Raw genomic sequence first — 19,757 nt, forward strand, 5'->3', positions numbered from 1 at the left:
GCCGCGCTTAGCCTTTGGGCACGGCGGTGCCTGCGGTGTCGCCCACCCCATCGCGCCGCGCCTTGGCCGAGGCCAGCGTGTCGCGCAAATCGGCCTCCATTTTCCGCAGGTCTTCTTCTGCCTTGGCCCGTTTGGCTTTGCCCTCGTCGGCGATTTGCAGGCTTTCCTGAATGGTGCCGATGAGATCGGCATTGGCCTGTTTCACCGCCTCGATGTCGAACACGCCGCGTTCCATTTCCTGGCGGATCATCTTGTTGCTCTCGCGCAGGTTCTTGGCATTGGCGGTCAAAAGCTCGTTCGTCAGGTCATTGGCATCGCGCACCGCCGCCGCCGCCTCTGCCGAGCGTTGGATTGTGACCGCCTGCGCCAGTTGGGTTTCCCACAGTGGCACGGTGTTGACGAGGGTCGAGTTGATCTTGGTCACAAGGCTCTTGTCGTTTTCCTGCACCAGCCGGATCGAGGGCAGGGATTGCATCGTCACCTGGCGGGTCAGCTTGAGATCATGCACCCGCCGCTCCAGATCGTCGCGCGCGGCGCGCAGATCGCGCAGTTCCTGCGCCTTCATCACCTGGTCATTCTCCGGCGCGGCCTGAACGGCGGCTTCGGCGGCGGGAATGTCTTTGGTGTCGAGCTCTTTCAGCTTGGCCTCGCCCGCCGCGATGTAGAGGGCAAGCTCGTCGTAGAAGGCCAGCGTTTTCTCGTAGAGCATGTCGAGCGACTTGATGTCCTTCAAGAGCGTATGCTCATGCGCCAGAAGGTCATCGGTGATCTTGTCGATCTGGCCCTGCACCTGCTCGAAGCGCGCCGTGAACTTGGCGAAGGGGGCGGCGCGACCCAAGAGCTTTTCCCACCACGACCGCTCGCGCCGCACGTCAAGCTCCGAAACCGAGAAGCCGCGAATGGTGGTGACGATCCCGCGCAGGCTATCGCCCGCCGGCCCCACATCCTTGTTGCGCACGCCTTGCAGCATGGCTTGGGAGATTTCCTGCAATTCGGCCTGCGCGGCAGAGCCGAACGACACGATGGATTGCGTATCGCCCATGTCGATCTCGGCCATGCGGCGGGTGATCTCGGCGCTTTGCGGCGCGTCGGCCTGCTCGAGCGGCACGATGGCGTTGGCCGCGGCGGGTTCGGGCAGGACAGCGCGGCTCACGGCCTCGACATCCTTGAGCACGGCTTCGGCCTTCTGGCGGGTGGTCTCTGACATGAGTGTGGTCCTTTTTACGCTAAATCTTTGGTTTCAAGGTGAACGCCCTCACGCTCCAGCCGGTCACGCAATACGTCGATTTCTATGTCGAGATCGGTGGTGCTGTCCTGCATCAGGGCGCGGGTCTTGGCGGTGAAATTCTGTTCCAGATCGCTGAGGAGCGCGAGGTATTTGTCGCGCGCGGCAGGATTGGGGGCGCGGGTGTGCAGATCGGCGAACTTGACCGTCGCGTCGCGCGCACCCATCAGGTAGACGCCCAGATATTTGCGCGCCGCCGTCAGATCGCGGGGATCATCCTCGACCGTGCGCAGCATGTCGCGCACGGTCATCTGGAACCGCTCCAGCCGGGTTTCCGCCTGCCGGTCGCCTGCTCGCTTGAGCGCGTCGGTCATGGCGCGCAGGTAATCCTCGGCCTGATCGACCACGCGCGCCACCCGGTCGCTCTGAAAACTGTCGACGCCCTCCATCCCCTTGTCCGTGAGCGGATCGAGACCAAAGGCAAAGCTGTGAAGAACTGCGCCGAGCGTGGCATAAATGAGAGGCTCCAGAAGCCCGCCACCGCTTGCAAATCCCGCCAGCCCAAGGCCAGCGCCGGTCAGCAGGGACGCAAATATCTTGCGCGGGATGGCCGGGCGGCGCGCGATCTTGCGCGCCTCATAGGCCTCTTGCGCCAGAATCCCCTCGCGGGTGAGCCATGCCGCCAGAAGCAGCGTGCCCAATGCGGCAAGGTTGAACACCAATTCCACCGGACCCGAGGCAAAGGCCCGCACCGCCAATGGCAAAGGCGCGAAAAAGAGCAGGTTGACACGCCCGCCCGCCCGCGTGCGCCGCGCGCCGCGAAATCCGCCCCGGTCCGGCACGGGCGCGCCCTTGTCCGCACCGTCGGGGCTGTATCTGCCGCCAAAACGCTGCGCCATCACACGCCCCCCGTGGCGGCAACAAAGAGGATCAGCGCCACCAGCAGCAAGAACGCCAGTTTCTGAAGTCCCGTGTCACTCATGGCGCCCCCGCGGCCGGTTTCCATACTCCTTGCCTGAACTTAGGCGATGGGGGTCCGGCTTGCTAGGGGGAAGATTTCAAACCCTGGCGCAGGGGATGGAGCGGGAATGAGTATTTTTTCCAAGAAGACGCCGGGGATCACACGCCGATTTTTGGCCCCAGGCACATCAGCGGCGCCTCTGAACGGCGCACCTCGTAGAGTTCCGAGAGGCTCTGTTCCCCGGCAAAGCGTGCGATCAGCCCCTGGTCGGTGCGCTCAAAGCTCCAGCATTGCGGATCGGGGCGGTTGTCATAGACAAAGCAGATCAGCCCGCGCTCTTCATACCAATGCCCGTCCTGACACTCGCCATCGAGAAAGGACCAGCGCACGCGACGGTCGGGCAGATATTCCTCACCCCCATAGGGCGCGCCGCCCGCGCCATAGTAAAAGGTCTGGCCGCGGGTATAGGCATCGAATTCCTCTGCCGACATCTGCGCCAGGGCCGGGGCCGCGACAAAGGCAACAAGGCTGGACAGGATCAGGGCGCGCATGAGGTCAGCCTGCCAGATCGGGTGCCATGCCGCCAGAGGATTCGCGCCAGCGCGCGGCGCGGCGGTCCATGACGCGCCGCCACAGTGGCGGCACCAGCGCCAGCACCGCCATCACCGGCAGCGAGTGGGGCAGGGTCGGCATGCTGGTGCGGTCGAGTTGCAGCGCCGGATAGGGGCGGTGCGGCGTCACATGGTGATCGGAATGGCGCGGTGCGTTCAGCGTTATCGCCGCCGACATCACATGCGGCGCGTTCCAGGAATGGTGCGGCCCGACCGGCTCGAACCGCCCGTCCGGTCGCCGGGCGCGGCGCAATCCATAGTGCTGCACATAGTCCGAAAGCAGGATTTGCACCTGGGCATAGCCCGCGATGAAGAGCAGCGCCGCCACCCCCGCCGCCCCAAGGCCGATCGCGACCGTAAGCACTAGCGCTCCCGCTCCGCCGAGGTAAAGGGTATAGGGATGCCGCCAGAGCGGTTGATCCGTGGAGCGCCGCGAGTCGGCGCGCAGCCCCGCCAGAAACGCGCCCGGCCAGGCGCGCAGCGCATAGCGGTAGAACCCTTCGCCGGGGCGGGCGCTGCTGGGATCGTCGGGGGTGGCCACATGCACATGATGCACCCGCAGATGCGCGCTCGCGTGATGGCCAAAGAGCAGCGAGGTATAGATGAGCCGCCCAAGACGCCGCTTGGCGCGGGCGCCGCGATGGATCAGCTCATGCGCCACCGGATGCGAAATCTGTCCCATGCTCAGGCCGGCACTCAGCGCCACGAGCGCGCGCTCCACTCCGCTCAGCCTGTTGCCCCCCGCCACCGCCCAGACTGCCAGCGCCAGCACCGCGAAATGCCCCAGCCCCAGCCCCACCAAGAGCCAGTCTGCGGCGGGAAATTCGGCCTCTGGATCACGATTGCCCTCTGCGACCAGCACGCGATCCAGCGTGAACACCAGAACCGTAATCGTGCCCAAGGCCAGAATGCCCCAGACACCGCCCCAGAGTGCGGCAATCGCGGTCAGCAGCAGAGGCAGGCTTGCGGCAATGGAAAAGAGCGGCATCAGGCGTTCCCGGTTTTTCCGCAGTCTAGTGCGGGGCAGGGGCGGCGCACAGGGTTTCGTTGCCGCAGCCGCTCGCATTTCATGCGCCAATCAACGCGAATGGTGGTGCAAATGTCGTTTTTGAGGGCTCTGCCCCTAGGCTGGACGGCTAATTTTGAGCGCAACAGGGAAAGAGGATGATCGCAATGGCATTGGATGATCGCAAAGGCGTCTGGAAATCCGGCACGGGCAAGGGCCGCCGCACCACCAAGGGGCGTCCGCTTGAAGATGGTGCCTGGGCCGAGGTACAGGCGCTCTTGGGCGAGGGGCCGCGCCGGCGCGACCTCTTGATCGAGTATCTGCACCTTATTCAGGACAAGTTCGGCCATCTGTCGTCGGCGCATCTGCGCGCGCTGGCCGAGGAGATGCGCCTGTCGCAGGCCGAAGTGTATGAAGTGGCCAGCTTTTACGCGCATTTCGATGTGGTGCGCGAAGGCGAGACGCCGCCGCCCGCTCTGACCATCCGCGTCTGCGATTCGCTGAGCTGCGAGCTCGCGGGCGCGCAGGCGCTGAAATCCGCGCTTGAGAAGGGCACCGCTCCTGCACAGGTGCGCATCCTGCGCGCGCCCTGCATGGGGCGGTGCGACACGGCACCCGTGGTGGAGCTGGGTCATCACCATATCGACCACGCCACGCCCGAGAGCGTTCTGGCGGCGGTCGCGGCGGGGGACACCCACGCGCATGTGCCGGATTACGAAGGATTTGAGGCCTATCGCGCGGCGGGCGGCTATGCCACGCTGAGCGACCTGCGCGCCACCTCCAATGCCGATGCCGAATTCGAGCGTGTGCAGCAAACCCTGCTCGATGCCGGTCTGCGCGGCCTTGGCGGCGCCGGCTTCCCGTCGGGGCGCAAATGGGGTTTCGTGCGCGCCGAACCGGGCCCGCGCTATCTGGCCGTCAATGGCGACGAGGGCGAGCCGGGCACCTTCAAGGACCGCTATTACCTCGAACGCACGCCGCACCTCTTCCTTGAGGGGATGCTGATCGCGGCCTGGGCGGTCGAGGCCGCGCGCTGCTTCATCTACATGCGCGATGAATATCCCGCCGTTCTGCATATCCTCGCCACAGAGATTGCCGCGCTGGAATCGGCCGGGCTCATCGAACCTGGCTATGTCGAGCTGCGCCGCGGTGCCGGGGCCTATATCTGCGGCGAAGAAAGCGCCATGATCGAATCGATCGAAGGCAAGCGCGGCCTGCCGCGTCACCGGCCGCCCTTCGTGGCGCAGGTGGGCATTTTCGACCGCCCCACGCTGGTCAACAACGTCGAAACCCTGCTCTGGGTCACGCGCATCCTGCGCGAGGGGCCGGAAATCCTGAACACGGTCGAGCATAATGGCCGCAAGGGGCTTCGGTCCTATTCGGTCTCGGGGCGGGTCAAGGCTCCGGGCGTCTACCTTCTGCCCGCAGGCTCCACCATCACCGACATCATCGCGGCGGCGGGCGGCATGTCCGACGGGCATGTGTTCAAGGCCTATCAGCCGGGCGGTCCGTCCTCGGGTCTCTTGCCTGCGTCGATGAACGATATTCCGCTCGATTTCGACACGCTGCAACCGCATGGCACCTTTATCGGCTCGGCGGCGGTGGTGGTGCTGTCGGATCACGACCGGGCGCGGGATGCCGCGCTCAACATGCTGCGCTTTTTCGAGGATGAAAGCTGTGGGCAATGCACGCCCTGCCGGGTGGGCTGTGAAAAGGCGGTCAAGCTGATGCAGGCCGACACCTGGGATCAGCCGCTCCTGACCGAGCTTTGCACCGCCATGTCGGATGCCAGCATTTGCGGCTTGGGTCAGGCAGCGCCGAACCCCATCCGCCTGACGATGAAGCATTTCGCCGACGAAATCTGAGCCAAGCACGGGCTTCCATCTCCCTTCGATCCGCATTAGGTCAAGACTGACACGTGGATCGGAGGGCGCATGGCGTTTTTCTCGAAACTCAAGGAACGGTTGTTCAAATCCTCTTCCAAGCTCGAAGAGGGGTTGGAGGCTATTGTCGAGGACGGGCGCGCAGAAGAGAGCACGCCGAGTGTTACGCCGCCCCCGCCAGAGGTGCCGGCCCCCGCGCCCCAAGAGGCCCCCGTCGCCCCATCTCCGCAAGAGGTGCCGCCGCCCGTCACCGAAGGCCTGGCACCGCCGCAACCGGTCGAAATCCCCGACGATCTGCCAGCGACCGCGCCGCGTGGCGGGCTCTTTGGTCGCCTGCTGGGGCGCGCCGCGCCCGAAGCGGCCCCGCGCCGGGTGCTCGACGATGCGATGCTCGAAAGCCTCGAAGAAGTGCTGATCGGTGCGGACATGGGCGTGGATACCGCGCTCCGCGTCACCGCCAACATGGCCGAGGGCCGCATGGGCAAGCGCCTTTCCACTCAGGAGATCAAGGAACTTCTGGCGCAGGAAATCGCCCGCATCATGGAACCCGTGGCGCGGCCCATGCCGATCTATGCCAAGCGCCCGCAAGTGGTGCTCGTGGTGGGCGTGAACGGCTCGGGTAAGACCACCACCATCGGCAAGCTCGCGGCGCAGTTCAAGACGGCGGGCAAATCCGTGGTGATCGCTGCCGGGGACACATTCCGCGCCGCAGCCGTCGAACAGCTTCAGGTCTGGGGGCAGCGCGCCGGTGTGCCGGTGATGACCGCGCCCGAAGGCTCGGACCCCGCGAGCCTCGCCTTTGAGGCCATGACCCGCGCCGAGGCCGAGGGCGCGGACCTCTTGATGATCGACACCGCCGGACGGTTGCAGAACCGCGCCGATCTGATGGAGGAACTGGCCAAGATCGTGCGCGTCATCCGCAAGAAGGACCCGAGCGCGCCGCATAACACCCTGCTCGTGCTCGATGCCACCACGGGGCAGAACGCACTCAGTCAGGTTGCGACCTTCCAGAAACTTGCCGATGTCTCCGGCCTGATCATGACCAAGCTTGACGGCACCGCGCGCGGCGGCGTGCTGGTGGCCCTCGCGGATAAATTCGGCCTGCCGATCCATGCGATCGGCGTGGGCGAACAGATCGACGATCTCGCCCCCTTCGACCCAGAGGATTTCGCCGCCGCCCTGACCGGGCTTGACGGCGAATGAACCTTTGCGCCTGTCATCTGGCCATAAATACCTCGGGGGGCTTGGGGGGCTGGCCCCCCAATGTGCCAGCCTCTGAATGAGCGCTTGGCTGATTTCACTCGAGGGCACGGAGGCGGGGCATGACCTTGCCATGGTGCTTGCGCTCCTCGCGGCGCTCTTGCATGCCATTTTTGGCGCGCTGCAAAAGGGGCGGCATGATCCCTGGCTCAGCCGGGGCGCGATAGATGCAAGCTATGCCGCCATGGCCGCGCCCTTTGCCCTTTTTGTCGTGCCCTGGCCCGAGGCGCATATGTGGCCCATCTTTGCCGGCGCGGTGGTGATCCACATCGGCTACAAGGTGTTGCAGGCGATGGCCTATACGCGCGGCGCCTATACGGTCGTCTACCCCGTGGTGCGGGGCACCGGGCCGCTTTTCACCGTGATCGGGGCCTATGCGATTTTCGGCGAGGTATTTACCCCAGTGCAGTGGCTGGGCGTGGCGGTGCTTCTGTGCGGTATCTACGGCCTAGCGGTCTATAATCTGCGCACGCTCACGCTCAACCGCGATACCATGCCGCTGGCGCTGGGTCTGGCGGTAGCGACGGGGCTATTTGTGGCGCTCTATACGACCTATGACGCTTATGGCATCCGCGCGGCGGCTGATCCCTTTACCTTCCTTGCGTGGTTCTTTTTCCTGGACGGGCTGACGATTCCGCCCTTTGCCTATCTACGCTGGCGCAATATGCCCACGCGGCACGCGGTAGGCCCCCTGTTGCTGCGCGGGGTCTCGGGCGGGGTGGTGGCGTTCTTTTCCTTCGGGTCGGTCATGCTGGCCACCCGCCTCGACAAGGTGGGCGAGGCGGCGGTGCTGCGCGAGACTTCGACCGTTTTTGCCGCCCTCATCGGCTGGCTCGTGCTCAAGGAGACGGTGGGGCCGCGACGTATTGCGCTCATGACCTTGATCGCTGCGGGCGCGGTCATAGTTGAGCTTGGCGGCTGAATGCGCCACAACCGGCGTGAGCGATAAGGAAACCTGACGACATGGATGACACGCAGCCGCCCAAATGGGCCAAGCCGGTTCTGGAATTTGGCCCTGTGCTGGGCTTTTTTGCCGCCTATCTCTGGCTCAAGGACAGGGTCTTTTCCATTGGCGGCACCGACTATGAGGGCTTTATCGTCGTCACCGCTGGGTTCATCCCGGTATTTCTGATCTCGATGGGTATTTTGTGGCGACTCACCGGCCATCTGAGCCGGATGCAGGTGGTCACGGCGGTGCTGATCGTGGTGTTTGGCGGTCTCAGCGTCTGGTTCAACGATCCGCGCTTCTTCAAGATGAAGCCGACGATGATCTACCTGCTCTTCGGCGGGGTGCTGGGCTATGGCCTGCTGCGCGGGCGCTCGTATCTGCAATATGTGATGGACGGGGTGATGCCGCTGACCGATGCGGGCTGGATGATCTTGACCCGGCGCTTGATGCTCTTCTTCTTCGGTCTCGCCCTGCTGAACGAGGCGATCTGGCGCACGCAGACCGAAGAAATGTGGGTCTATTTCAAGACCTTCGGTCTGACGGCCGCGATTTTTGTCTTCTTCATGGCGCAAGGCGCGCTCTTTCGCGATCATTCGACCGAGGAAAAGGACGACAAGGGTGCCTGACAGGGCGGGCAGGGTGCCCGCCGCCGTCGCACATCAGGCGTAGAACAGATCCTTGAAGACATGATAAGCGATGTCTTCGCGGCGCAGACCCATGCGGGCCAGCTCTGCATCTGATTTCGCTTCCAGCGCTTCGATCCGGTTGCGCCGTGCCGTGACCGCAGCTTGGGCCTCGAGCCCGCGCACGATGGCTGCGACAAAGCGTTTCCATCCCTCGCGCAGAGGAGATGCAGTAACATTGGTTGTGATATTCGCCATTGGAAACCTCACTTTACGTGGTTTGGTTCCCTCCCTGACCCCAAGATAGGTCAGTCACGTTGACACGACCAACGCTGAAACGGAATGGCCGGGTTGCAGGGGCTGCATCCCGGCCTTTCGTGTTACTCGGCCTTGGCCTTGGGCGCGCGCTCGGGCATCGACGGGGGCGGCGAGGGCTGGCGCTTGGGCGCGGCCGTATCGACGGGGATCACGCGTGCCGTGGGCTGAGGGGCGGGCTGTGCCGCGCTCACCGCCGTTGCCTCAGGCTTTGGCGCGGGCTTCACCTCGGCCGTGGGGGCGGGTTTGGCCATGACCACGGTGGCGGGCTTTGCCGCGGGCTTCACCTCGGCCACGGGGGCCGGTCTTGCGGCAACGGCCGGGGCGGCCTTTTCCACGGATTTGATCACGGGGGCGACGGGCGCGGCCGGGGTCGCGGGGGCGCGGGTGGCGCGGCGCGGCTTGGCGGCGACGGCCGCAGCCTTGGGCTTGGCCGGTGCCTTGGGTTTGGCGGGGGATGCGGGAACTGCGGCCTTGGCCGTCAGATTGCGCGACCAGACGCCGCTCTTGAGCATCGCCTCGCAATAGACCTGCGCCACACGCAACTGTTTCTCGACCAGGTATCCGGTGAACCGGATGCCGGCAGCGGACAGTTTCAGCGGAAGTTCGGGTGCAAGCATGAGTTCGTCCTTTTCAGCAGATGCGCGCCTGCATTTAAAGCAAGCGGATGACAGGAATATAACGCGCGCATCGCTGCGTTGCAGCAATTTGACCTAAGGTCAAATCACTTTCGCTGCGCTACGCGGATTCCTGCTGAAAATTTGGCCGATTTGCCGGATTTCCGGGCTTAACGCCCATGAATAAGGGTCTGGAACAACCGGGGATCAAGGCTCTGCGCGGCAAAGGTTTCACCCTCGGTCAGTACACTGACCGCATCATGGCTGTGCAGGCTTTCTTGATGGCTGGCCACGACCCGAAAATCGCCGATGCGCGGATCAGCCAGCAACTGCTCGCAAAAGAGACGCGCGGCATCCTCGACAAAGATCGGGTTGGCGGCGTTCAACTCGGCAAAGGCCTGCTCGTCCTCACGCTTGACCATGACCTGTGTTTCGGTCGGCACAGCGCGGCGGGCCAGTTCGATCAGATCCTCGAACCACAGACAATCCTCTTCGACCAATTCCACTGAAATTCGCGCGACAGAGCGCTGCGAATGTGGCGTGGCCAGTTGTCCGCGCGCGGCGCGGGCATGTTCGCTGAGTTCCAGCGAACAGGGGCAGGTCGAGGAATAGACGTAATCGAGATGCATGAACTTGCGCGTGACGCCGGCGTTCTTCACCAGCTCCATCGCGATGTCATAATACTGGTAGCCTTCCAGCCCCGAACGCAGCGAGCGCACGCGCGCCGGATAGGAGAGGCGCATTTGCAGCCGCGCATCGAGCGACTCAAGATCGGTGATGTAATCCGACAACGCGGCCTCCATCACATCGGCGCTGAACGTCTTTTCCGCGTGCTTGTAGAAACTGCGCATGATCCGGGACATGTTGATGCCCTTCTTGCCTGCGTCCAGGCTGACGGTGCCCGTCACCGAGGTCTCGAGCGTCAGATCGCCATTATCTCGGGTATGATAGCGGATCGGCAGGCGGAAATTCGAAATCCCCACATGCTGCAACTGCTGCCGCGTCCCGCGAATGAGCGAGGCCGGCCCATTCTGCAAGTCGGGCAGGCTGGCCAGATAGGCGGCGCTCGTGGCGAAATCCTCGGGATATTCCCGCGCCAGAACCGGATAATTCGCAACCTCGCCCGAAGGCAAAAGCCGTGCAATCGCCGGATCGAGATCGGCCACCTCTTCGGGCGACGCGGCACGCGCCCAGGAGCGCAGCAGCGCCAGCGCCTCTTTGGCCTCGTCCCGGTCCGGAGCAGGCTTCATCTCAGACGGATGCACATTCATCGCAAAACTTCCCTATCCGCTCTGCCAGACCTTTACATACAAGGTTTCCGCAGGAATTGCCATTATCGTAAGGATTTACGTCAAAAGCGGCAAAGCGGATCATTCAAGCCTCGGAAATTGCTGAAAAACCCCTCTGCCTCAACTTGCCGCTTCTAGCGCGTTCCGGATGTCGCGGATCAGATCGCCGCAATCCTCGAGGCCAACGCTCAACCGTACCAGCCCCGGCGTGATGCCAAGGGCCGCCTTCTGCGCGGCAGGCAGGCGTTGATGGGTCGTCGTGGCGGGATGGGTCACGATGGATTTCGCATCGCCCAGATTGTTCGAGATCACCACGATCTCCAGCGCGTTCAGAAACCGGAACGCCGCCTCTTGCCCACCCTTGAGGTCGAGCGCCAGAACCGTGCCGCCTTCGCCCATCTGCGCGCGCACCAGGGCATTCTGCGGATGATCGGCCAGCCCCGGATAGATCACCCGCGCCAGCCGCGCATCGCCCTGCAATGCCTCGGCAATCGCCTGTGCGCTGGCCGCTTGCGCCCGCACCCGCAGGTCGATGGTCTCCAGCCCCTTGAGCATGACCCAGGCGGTAAAGGGCGACATCGAGCCGCCGGTGTGCTTCATGTAGGGTTCCACGGTGCCGCGGATGAACGCGCGGCTTCCCAGGATCACCCCGCCCAGCGTGCGGCCCTGCCCGTCGATATGCTTGGTCGCGGAGTAGATCACCACATCCGCGCCCTGCTCGATGGCGCGGGAAAAGACCGGCGTGGCAAAGACATTGTCCACCAGCACGAGCGCACCCGCCGCATGGGCCAAATCCGCCACCGCGCGGATGTCCACCACGTCGAGCGTGGGGTTCGAGATGGTCTCGAAGAACACCGCCTTGGTGCCGGGCCGGATGGCTGCGCGCCATTCCTCCAGATTGGTGCCGTCCACGAATGTGACCTCGACCCCGAACCGGGTCAGGATTTCCTCGAGCACATAGAGACACGAGCCAAAGAGCGCCCGCGCCGAAACCACATGATCGCCCGCCCGCAGCATCGAGGTCAGCGCGCCCGAGACCGCCGCCATGCCGCTCGCGGTGGCAAAGGCATCCTCGGCCCCCTCAAGGGCCGCGATCCGGTCCTCGAACATCGCGACCGTGGGATTGCCATAGCGCGCATAGATGAATTCATCCGCGCCCGCCTTGATGAATCGCGCCTCTGCCGCCTCGGCGGTGTCATAGACAAATCCCTGGGTGAGAAAGATCGCCTCGCTCACCTCGTTATACTGGCTGCGCCGCGTGCCGCCATGCACCAGTTTGGTGCGCTTCTGCCAAGTCTCGCTCATATCCGTCCTCCGGGCCAACCGCCCATGAAAAAAGCCCCGACGCGGTCAAGCGAAAGGGCCCTTTCATCCTGACCTTTTAGCGGTTTGTTTAACGTGGCCCGCAATCCGGTAACAAATCGCCACATCTGCGGATTACTCCCGCGCCGCGCGCGCGTCAACTCTGTCACGCAGGTTTCACGCAAGCGTCACCGTAACGACGTATGCGCCGCGTAGCTCTCGGCCACAACATCTGGTGGGGTGAGGGACATGCCGCTGATCCATGTGAATGCGGGGCCAAATGGCCCGGTGCTGCATGACGGGGCCGGGGATCCGGCGCTGGCGCTCCCCGGTCTCTTGCGCGACAGCGGGCCGGTGATTCTGATGGTCCATGGGTTCAAATACGCCCCTCACCACCCCACCGAATGCCCGCACGATCACATCTTCTCACTCAGGCCGGAACGTAACTGTTTCAAAGTGCGCAGCTGGCCCGCGGGGCTGGGCTTTGGCGCCAATGCGCCAGAGGAAGGATTGGCCATCGGCTTTGGCTGGCCCGCGCGCGGCAACATCTGGCGCGCCTATGCCGAGGCGGCCAAGGCGGGGGCGCAACTGGCGCAACTTGTCCTGATGATTCGCGCCGCGCGCCCGGATCGCCCGATCCACGCGGTTGCCCATTCCCTGGGCGCGCGGGTGGTGCTCTCGGCGCTGGCGCATCTGCCCGAAGGTGCGCTGCGGCGCATGATCCTGCTGGCTGGTGCCGAATTCGGTCAGCGCGCGGCAGAGGCGCTGGATACCCCTGCGGGTCGGCGCGTCGAGATCATCAACATCACCAGCCGTGAGAATGATTTTTACGATTTCCTGCTCGAATGTCTGATCCCCGCGCCCCGGCGCGGCGACCGCAGTCTCGGGTTTGCGCTGCCCGCAGGGCCCAATGTGCTCACGCTCCAGATGGACCATCCCGGCACGCTTGCGGCGCTGGACCGTCTGGGCTTTGCCATCGCCCCGCCTGCCGCGCGGGTCTGCCACTGGTCGCCCTATACGCGCCCCGGTGTCTTTGCGCTCTACAACCGCCTGCTGCGAGCTGGCCCCGATCTGCCGCTTGGGGCGCTGCGTGCGGCGCTGCCCTCTGTCTGCGAGCCGCGGTGGTCGCGTCTTTTGACCTTGCCGGATCTCCGCCTGCCCTTGCCAATGGGACGCAAACCGTCATTCTGAGCGCATCCCATGCTCAGGAGCCTGACCCATGCCCGCCCCGATCGACCTCTATTTCTGGCCCACGCCGAACGGCTGGAAAATTTCCATTGCCCTCGACGAGATGGGCCTGCCCTATCGCTGCCACCTGATCGACATTGGCGCGGGCGATCAACACGCGCCTGAATTTCTTGCCATCTCGCCCAACAACCGGATTCCCGCCATCACCGACCCCGAGGGGCCGGACGGCGCGCCGATCCACATCTTCGAGTCCGGGGCGATCCTGCAATATCTGGCGCGCAAGACCGGGCAATATTACGGACAGACCGCGCGGGACCGGATTGCGGTCGATCAATGGCTCATGTGGCAGATGGGCGGCGTTGGGCCAATGGCTGGCCAAGCGCATCATTTCCTGAAATTCGCCCCCGAGGATATTCCCTATGCCAAGAACCGCTACCGCGCAGAAGTGGCGCGGCTTTACGCCGTGCTCGACCGGCAATTGGCGCAGTCTGAATATGTCGCGGGCGATTTCTATTCCATCGCCGATATGGCGCTCTGGGGCTGGTGTTCGCTCTGGGAAGGGCAGCAACAGACGCTGGAGGATAAACCGCATTTCGCCCGCTGGCTTGAGAAGGTGGGCGCGCGCGAGGGGGTGCAACGGGGCCGCGCGCTCCATGCCGACAAGCGCCGCGATCCGACAGCGCGGAAATAGCCTGTCAGCCGCCGTAAACCGCGCCCCAACGCTCGATCAGCGCCTGTTGCAGCCGCTTTGAGCGCGCATTCCAGCCGCGCGCGCCCGGAGGGCTGTCATCCTGCGAGGGATCAATGCGCGCGCGCAAACTGTCCGAGGCGGTGAAAATGGCAAAGGCCAGATCGGCCCCTTGCGGGGTCGTCACATAGCCTGCAAGCGCGCTTACGAAATGCAGCGTGCCGGTCTTGGCCGCCACCTTGAGCGGATGATTGCGATTGGGGCGGCCTTGGGCGTCGCGCAAGTCGACCTGTCGCAAGAGCGGTCGCAAGAGGCCCGCGCCATGCGCCCGCGCCAAGGCCTGCGCCATGGCCGCCGCCGACAGGCGCGACCGATCGCTGAGGCCCGAATGATCCCGGAGCGCCGCGCCCGACATGCCCAGCGCCTGCGCCGCCCAGTCGTTCATGTCCCGCGCCGATTGATCCAGCGCCACCACCGCGCCCCGCCGCTTGGCCGAGGCCGCAAGCCCCACCATTTCCGCCGTGAGGTTGGTCGAATATTTCAGCATGTCGCGCAGGATGTCGCGGAGCGGCGCGCTGGCATGGGTCACAAGCACGGTGCCGCCGGGCAGGTTCTCGGTGATCTGCGGCGCGCCGGTCTTGATCCCGTGGCTCCGCGCGAAGGTGGCAAAGACTTCGCCCGCATAAAGTTCGGGTTTGCGCACCGGCAACCAGCGTGCGCCGCCATTCCCGAGCGCCCCCAGCGCCACGGTCCAGTCGTCATAGCCGCCCGCGTCCTTGTAAGTATAGACCGGCACGCTGCGATCGGCGATCCGCATCCGCGCCATCGTCACATCGGGGCGGTAGCGGTCTGACCGCGCGTCCATGGTGACGGCATATTTGCCGCCCGCGCGCTTCCACTCGAAATGCACGCGGTTGTAATTGAGGTTGAGGCCAGAAAGGGCGGGGTTATAGCCCGCATGTTCCGGCTGCGCCTCGTCAATGGCGCGTTTGAACGGAACCGCGCCGCCCCAGACCAGGAACCTGCCGCGCAGCTCGCGCAGCCCTGTCTTGGCCAGATTGGCGGCCAGTCCCGCCAGCGCATCGGTATCCAGCGTCGGATCCCCGCCGCCCGCCAGAATGAGATCGCCATTCAGCACACCGCCCGCAATCGGCCCGGTTGCAATCAGCCGCGTGCCAAAGCGATGCTCGGTCCCCAACGCGTCAAGCGCATAGAGCGCCGTCACCGCCTTGGTGACGCTCGCGGGTGGCAGGCCGGTCGTGGCATCGCCCGCCTCGAGCAGCTGCCCGCTGCGCGCGTCGGCCACCGCATAGCCCACACGCCCCGACAGATTGGCCTCGGAAATCAGCGCCTCGGGGGCGGGCGCGCGTTGCACCGCGCGGCGTGCGCCCCCATCGGGCCGCGCCACCGGCCGCAGGGAGACCGCTGGCGCACCCGCAAAGGCCGGACTGCTCAGCGCGGCCAGCGCCGTGCCCAGAAAATACCGCCGTGACATGCGCGTTCTCATGGCCTCGAGTAAACCTTAGGCTGCGCCCGCACGCAATCGCGATTTGCCGGCCGCGCGGTCACTTCTGCCCCCGCGTCCAGGTGCCGCTCTCGCGCAGACGGGTCGAGGAAATATCCATCATCGGGACATTGACAAAGCACCAGGCGGGGGCGTCGCGCCGTCCCAGCGCCTGGCTCTGATGGCCGGGCAGGCGGGCACTGGCGTAGATGCGCGCCGCAGGGGACAGCCGCGCCGAGATACGCTGACCGGGCCGCGCCAGAACCCCCACCGGCACCGTGTCGAGAATGTCGCGCCAATCCTGCCAGAGGTGGAATTGCGCGAGATTGTCCGCCCCCATCAGCCAGACGAACCGCACGCCCGGACAGAGCCTGCGCAGCGCGCGCAGCGTGGCGGCGGTATGGCGCGTGCCGGTCCGCGCCTCGATATCCGTCACGTCGATGCGCGGATGATCGACCAATGCCCGCGCGGCCGCCATACGCTGCGCGAGCGGCGCAGGGCCATGCGCCTTGAGCGGATTGCCCGGGCTTACCAGCCACCACAGCCGGTCCAGCCCGAACCGCCGCAGCGCCTCGCGGCTGATATGCAGATGCCCCGCATGGGGCGGATCGAACGATCCACCCAAGAGGCCGATCACCTGACCGGGGCGGGTAGGGGGCAGGGCATGTGTCATCGCCTCTTCATTGCCAGCGGCGCGCGCGGTGTAAAGCGAAATCCGGGGCGCCCCCTGATCCATCGCCCCACAGCCCATTGCCCCCGCACGCCCATGCAGGTATCACGCGGGCTGAATTAGCAGTTACCCAAGCGGAATGGAGCGGCACATCATGGCAGCGTATCAATATGTCTATCACATGCAGGGCGTCTCCAAGGCCTATCCCGGCGGCAAGAAATGCTTTGAGAACATCAACCTCAACTTTCTGCCGGGGGTAAAGATCGGCGTCGTTGGCGTGAACGGCTCGGGTAAATCCACCCTGATGCGGATCATGGCCGGAATGGACAAGGATTTCTCCGGCGAGGCCTGGGCCGCCGAAGGCGCGCGCGTGGGCTATCTGCCGCAAGAGCCGCAGCTCGACGACAGCCTCGATGTGCGCGGCAATGTCATGCTGGGCGTGGCCGAGAAAAAGGCCAAGCTCGACCGCTTCAACGAACTGGCGATGAACTACAGCGACGAGACCGCCGACGAGATGGCGCAGCTGCAGGACGAGATCGACAGCCAGAACCTCTGGGATCTCGACAGCCAGATCGACATCTCCATGGAGGCGCTGCGCTGCCCGCCCGATGACGCGGCCGTCTCGACGCTCTCGGGGGGCGAACGCCGCCGCGTGGCGCTGTGCAAGCTCTTGCTCGAAGCGCCCGACATGCTGCTGCTGGACGAACCGACCAACCACCTTGACGCCGAAACCATCGCCTGGCTGCAACAGCACCTCATTGCCTACAAGGGCACGATCCTGATCGTCACCCACGACCGCTATTTCCTCGATGACATCACAAGCTGGATTCTCGAGCTGGATCGCGGCCGGGGCATCCCCTATGAGGGCAATTACTCGGCCTGGCTCGACCAGAAGGCCAAGCGCCTCCTGCAAGAGGCGCGCGAGGATAAGTCCAAGCAAAAGACGCTGGAACGCGAACTTGAATGGATGCGCCAGGGGGCCAAGGCACGGCAGGCCAAGCAAAAGGCGCGGATCAACGCCTATAACGAACTGGCCAGCCAGTCCGAGCGCGAGCGCATCAGCCGCGCCCAGATCGTCATCCCCAACGGCCAGCGCCTGGGCAACAAGGTGATCGAGGTCGAGGGGCTGCGCAAGGCGATGGGCGACAAGCTCTTGATCGAGGATCTCAGCTTTTCCCTGCCGCCCGGCGGCATCGTGGGCGTCATCGGCCCCAACGGCGCGGGCAAATCCACGCTTTTCAAGATGCTGACCGGGCAGGAACAGCCCGACGCCGGCACGATCGAACTGGGCGAGACGGTGCAGCTGTCTTATGTCGATCAGTCCCGCGACGATCTCAAACCCGACGATAACGTCTGGGAGGCGATTTCCGGCGGGGCCGAGGTGATCGTGCTGGGCGACGCGCAGATGAATTCCCGCGCCTATTGCGGGGCGTTCAATTTCAAGGGTGGCGACCAGCAGAAGAAGGTCTCGCTCCTCTCGGGGGGCGAGCGCAACCGCGTGCATATGGCGCGGCTCCTGAAAGAGGGCGGCAACGTGCTGCTGCTCGACGAACCGACCAACGACCTCGACGTCGAAACCCTGCGCGCGCTGGAAGACGCGCTGATGGATTTCGCAGGCTGCGCCGTGGTCATCTCGCACGACCGTTTCTTCCTCGACCGCATCTGCACGCATATCCTCGCCTTCGAGGGGGATGCGCATGTGGAATGGTTCGAAGGCGATTTCTCGGCCTATGAAGAAGACAAGAAACGCCGCCTCGGACCAGACGCGCTCGAGCCGAAGCGGGTGAAATACAAAAAGTTCGTGCGATAGCCACCTCTTGATTGTGTGTACGAATGTACATACATTTGACTGGGACGACGGCAACCGCGCCAAGTGTCAGAAACACGGCCTGAGCATTGCGCAGATCGAGTTTGCCCTGACACATGACGCGCGGGCGGCCCCCGATACGCGGCATTCCGGCGAGGAACAACGCTTCATCGCCATAAGCCGCACCGAAGAGGGCCGCCCTGTCTTTGTCGCTTTCTGTTGGCGCAACGGGCGGCTGCGCCCGATCAGCGCGCGATACATGCACGCAAGAGAGGTGGTCAGATATGAAGAAGCGTTTGGTGCCCGAAATGACGACGGATGAGGAGGCCGACGCCTTCCTCGACCAAGACCTGTCCGACCTCGACTTCACCCAGTTCCAGCCGCTCGATTGGGAACGCCTGCCCAAAACCGCCCGCATCACCATGCGCGTCCCCGAAGCTCTCGTGACCGCGCTCAAGGCCCGCGCAAAAGAGCGCGGCATCCCCTATCAGAGACTGGTGCGCGAAGCCATCGAGAAGGCGGTGTGAGAGGTGGGAACACGGGCGCGCCTGTTGACTTTGTCAGGATGCGCTGGAGCCGAAGAGGGTGAAATATAAAAATTTCGCGAGGTGAGGGGTTATCTCGATGTCAAAAAAGACTGTGCATTCCTGCTTCTTTGTAACGCCCATAGGAGGCGATGCCACACCACAAAGAAAGCGTGCTGATGATCTTCTAACTCATCTTTTACGGCCCATATCTAAAGATTTTTTAGATATTGTGCGTGCCGACGAAGTCGATGAACCGGGAACAATAACCTCCGATATAGTTAGGCGATTACACACTGCTGAACTGGTCATCGCGGATCTAACAGGTCAAAATCCGAATGTTATGTACGAGATTGGTTTGCGTCACTGTTTCAATCTACCGATTGTGCACCTTGCACAAACAGGAGAGAAGCCGCCTTTTGATCTTGCTGCAGAAAGAATTATCTTCTTTGATATTGCCGACATAGCCTCAGTCGAGGCAGCTAAAGGTAAAATAAAAAAGGCTTGCCAAGCGGCACTAGAAGCAAAGCCTTTTAGATCCCCCGTTGTCCGAGCACTTGAATTGGAAAGTCTTTTTGCATCGGTAGGCGAACTGCCTATGCCGCGTGACTTGATAGAAAAGCTTGACCAATTAGAGTCTAAACTTGACGAAGTATCCGGCGATCTTAGCACGCTATCGTTCTCAATAGACAGTGGGATAACCGTTTCAGCAGACGGCTTCGACATTTCTATATTTGAGAGAATTAACGAAATTATTCGCCTTTTTGACCGTGTGAGTCCATCTGATGTTGCGCGCCTTGCTGACGCTTTGAAGACAAAGCATTTGTAGCACGCGTAGGGTGGGTGACAACCCACCATCCATACGCCATCTCGCGCCGTTGGTGGGTTGCACCCACCCTACGCGTTGTCGCAAAGATCGCTCTTGTCGTTCGACTTTCCCCCGCGCGCGTCGGCCATCGCGCGGCCCTCAACCCGCCTCCCCATCCTCTGCTGTCTCCCCTTTATCTCCCGCCACCCGCTTCGCCAGATACGCATCCAGCCGCACCTCGCCCGCGATCTTCATTTGCGCCCATGTGCGGAGCAGGCGGTTGATGCGCGCCTGATAGCCGTGCCCCATGCCGCGATAGAACCGCGCCACCGAGCGGTCGAGATAGAGCGTCACCTTCTCGCGCGGTTCCTCCACATCCAGATCGACCTCCAGCGTGTGCCAGGCATCGGGCACGACATCGGCCAGTGTGGCCGAGACCCAATCGTCGCGGCTCAGGTGAATGAGGTCATGCAAGAGCCGCTCACGGGCAAGGCGTTGGGTTTTGGTCAGGCGGGCCATTCATGCGC

Annotated in this window: 21 protein-coding genes and 1 riboswitch; of the genes, 10 read left to right on the forward strand and 11 right to left on the reverse strand. The window is 63.8% G+C overall.

Annotated elements, in window-relative coordinates:
* Positions 1-7 precede the first annotated feature (7 nt).
* From MVC20_RS13295 to MVC20_RS13310, 4 genes are all read right to left on the reverse strand, one after another.
* Complete coding sequence (locus tag MVC20_RS13295; protein ID WP_297542141.1) at positions 8-1,207, reverse strand: toxic anion resistance protein; 1,200 nt, start codon at positions 1,205-1,207, stop codon at positions 8-10.
* Positions 1,208-1,221: 14 nt separating this feature from the next.
* Positions 1,222-2,124, reverse strand: coding sequence for a 5-bromo-4-chloroindolyl phosphate hydrolysis family protein (locus MVC20_RS13300; protein WP_297542143.1), 903 nt, complete (start codon positions 2,122-2,124; stop codon positions 1,222-1,224).
* 220 nt (positions 2,125-2,344) lie between these two features.
* Positions 2,345-2,737: a hypothetical protein gene (locus MVC20_RS13305; RefSeq protein WP_297542145.1), complete on the reverse strand. Its 393-nt coding sequence runs from the start codon at positions 2,735-2,737 to the stop codon at positions 2,345-2,347.
* Between the two features lie 4 nt (positions 2,738-2,741).
* Positions 2,742-3,785 carry an alkane 1-monooxygenase gene (locus tag MVC20_RS13310; protein ID WP_297542147.1) on the reverse strand — a complete coding sequence of 348 codons (1,044 nt, stop codon included), beginning with the start codon at positions 3,783-3,785 and terminating at the stop codon, positions 2,742-2,744.
* A 185-nt stretch (positions 3,786-3,970) separates the two neighbouring features.
* On the opposite strand from MVC20_RS13310, the gene MVC20_RS13315 reads away from it, so the two are divergent.
* The 4 genes from MVC20_RS13315 (at position 3,971) to MVC20_RS13330 (ending at position 8,521) form a co-directional block, all read left to right on the forward strand.
* Positions 3,971-5,668, forward strand: coding sequence for an NAD(P)H-dependent oxidoreductase subunit E (locus MVC20_RS13315; protein WP_297542149.1), 1,698 nt, complete (start codon positions 3,971-3,973; stop codon positions 5,666-5,668).
* A 69-nt stretch (positions 5,669-5,737) separates the two neighbouring features.
* Positions 5,738-6,889, forward strand: a complete 1,152-nt coding sequence (gene ftsY, locus MVC20_RS13320; RefSeq protein WP_297542151.1) for a signal recognition particle-docking protein FtsY — start codon at positions 5,738-5,740, stop codon at positions 6,887-6,889.
* A gap of 76 nt (positions 6,890-6,965) precedes the next feature.
* Positions 6,966-7,868 (forward strand): EamA family transporter, encoded by a 903-nt coding sequence (locus tag MVC20_RS13325; protein ID WP_037268777.1) that lies wholly within the window; start codon positions 6,966-6,968, stop codon positions 7,866-7,868.
* Between the two features lie 41 nt (positions 7,869-7,909).
* On the forward strand, positions 7,910-8,521 hold the full coding sequence (locus MVC20_RS13330) for an inner membrane-spanning protein YciB (protein ID WP_297542154.1): 612 nt from the start codon (positions 7,910-7,912) through the stop codon (positions 8,519-8,521).
* Positions 8,522-8,554: 33 nt separating this feature from the next.
* On the opposite strand, the gene MVC20_RS13335 is transcribed toward MVC20_RS13330, so the two are convergent.
* The 4 genes from MVC20_RS13335 to metZ form a co-directional block, all read right to left on the reverse strand.
* On the reverse strand, positions 8,555-8,776 hold the full coding sequence (locus MVC20_RS13335; protein ID WP_297542156.1) for a hypothetical protein: 222 nt from the start codon (positions 8,774-8,776) through the stop codon (positions 8,555-8,557).
* Between the two features lie 122 nt (positions 8,777-8,898).
* Entirely contained in the window at positions 8,899-9,453 is a 555-nt protein-coding gene (locus MVC20_RS13340; protein ID WP_297542158.1) for a hypothetical protein, read from the reverse strand.
* Between the two features lie 167 nt (positions 9,454-9,620).
* Positions 9,621-10,721 (reverse strand): GTP cyclohydrolase FolE2, encoded by a 1,101-nt coding sequence (gene folE2, locus MVC20_RS13345; protein WP_297542160.1) that lies wholly within the window; start codon positions 10,719-10,721, stop codon positions 9,621-9,623.
* 138 nt (positions 10,722-10,859) lie between these two features.
* Positions 10,860-12,044: an O-succinylhomoserine sulfhydrylase gene (metZ, locus tag MVC20_RS13350; protein WP_297542162.1), complete on the reverse strand. Its 1,185-nt coding sequence runs from the start codon at positions 12,042-12,044 to the stop codon at positions 10,860-10,862.
* A 56-nt stretch (positions 12,045-12,100) separates the two neighbouring features.
* Positions 12,101-12,177, reverse strand: a riboswitch (SAM riboswitch).
* Positions 12,178-12,290: 113 nt separating this feature from the next.
* Here metZ and MVC20_RS13355 point away from each other — a divergent pair.
* Complete coding sequence (locus tag MVC20_RS13355) at positions 12,291-13,232, forward strand: DUF726 domain-containing protein (RefSeq protein ID WP_297542164.1); 942 nt, start codon at positions 12,291-12,293, stop codon at positions 13,230-13,232.
* Positions 13,233-13,260: 28 nt separating this feature from the next.
* Positions 13,261-13,920: a glutathione S-transferase N-terminal domain-containing protein gene (locus tag MVC20_RS13360; RefSeq protein WP_297542166.1), complete on the forward strand. Its 660-nt coding sequence runs from the start codon at positions 13,261-13,263 to the stop codon at positions 13,918-13,920.
* Between the two features lie 4 nt (positions 13,921-13,924).
* Here MVC20_RS13360 and dacB read toward each other — a convergent pair whose 3' ends face one another.
* A complete protein-coding gene (dacB, locus tag MVC20_RS13365) occupies positions 13,925-15,424 on the reverse strand; it encodes a D-alanyl-D-alanine carboxypeptidase/D-alanyl-D-alanine-endopeptidase (protein WP_297542168.1) in 1,500 nt (499 codons plus the stop codon).
* Between the two features lie 58 nt (positions 15,425-15,482).
* Positions 15,483-16,094, reverse strand: coding sequence for a nicotinate-nucleotide adenylyltransferase (locus tag MVC20_RS13370; RefSeq protein ID WP_297542754.1), 612 nt, complete (start codon positions 16,092-16,094; stop codon positions 15,483-15,485).
* 151 nt (positions 16,095-16,245) lie between these two features.
* Between MVC20_RS13370 and ettA the strand changes: the two genes are divergently transcribed.
* The 4 genes from ettA to MVC20_RS13390 all read left to right on the forward strand — a co-directional run bounded on the left by ettA (position 16,246) and on the right by MVC20_RS13390 (position 19,251).
* On the forward strand, positions 16,246-17,901 hold the full coding sequence (gene ettA / locus MVC20_RS13375; RefSeq protein ID WP_297542170.1) for an energy-dependent translational throttle protein EttA: 1,656 nt from the start codon (positions 16,246-16,248) through the stop codon (positions 17,899-17,901).
* 13 nt (positions 17,902-17,914) lie between these two features.
* Positions 17,915-18,220, forward strand: a complete 306-nt coding sequence (locus MVC20_RS13380) for a BrnT family toxin (protein ID WP_297542172.1) — start codon at positions 17,915-17,917, stop codon at positions 18,218-18,220.
* Positions 18,183-18,425: a CopG family antitoxin gene (locus MVC20_RS13385; protein WP_297542174.1), complete on the forward strand. Its 243-nt coding sequence runs from the start codon at positions 18,183-18,185 to the stop codon at positions 18,423-18,425. Before MVC20_RS13380 ends, MVC20_RS13385 begins: the two co-directional genes overlap by 38 nt.
* Positions 18,426-18,522: 97 nt before the next feature.
* Complete coding sequence (locus tag MVC20_RS13390) at positions 18,523-19,251, forward strand: hypothetical protein (RefSeq protein ID WP_297542175.1); 729 nt, start codon at positions 18,523-18,525, stop codon at positions 19,249-19,251.
* Positions 19,252-19,389: 138 nt separating this feature from the next.
* Here MVC20_RS13390 and MVC20_RS13395 read toward each other — a convergent pair whose 3' ends face one another.
* The gene (locus MVC20_RS13395; protein WP_297542177.1) at positions 19,390-19,749 is read right to left on the reverse strand and encodes a BrnA antitoxin family protein; all 360 of its coding nucleotides are present in this window, start codon (positions 19,747-19,749) and stop codon (positions 19,390-19,392) included.
* Positions 19,750-19,757 lie beyond the last annotated feature (8 nt).

This window comes from Roseovarius sp. (assembly GCF_027019125.1).
In the GTDB taxonomy this organism is placed as follows: domain Bacteria; phylum Pseudomonadota; class Alphaproteobacteria; order Rhodobacterales; family Rhodobacteraceae; genus Roseovarius.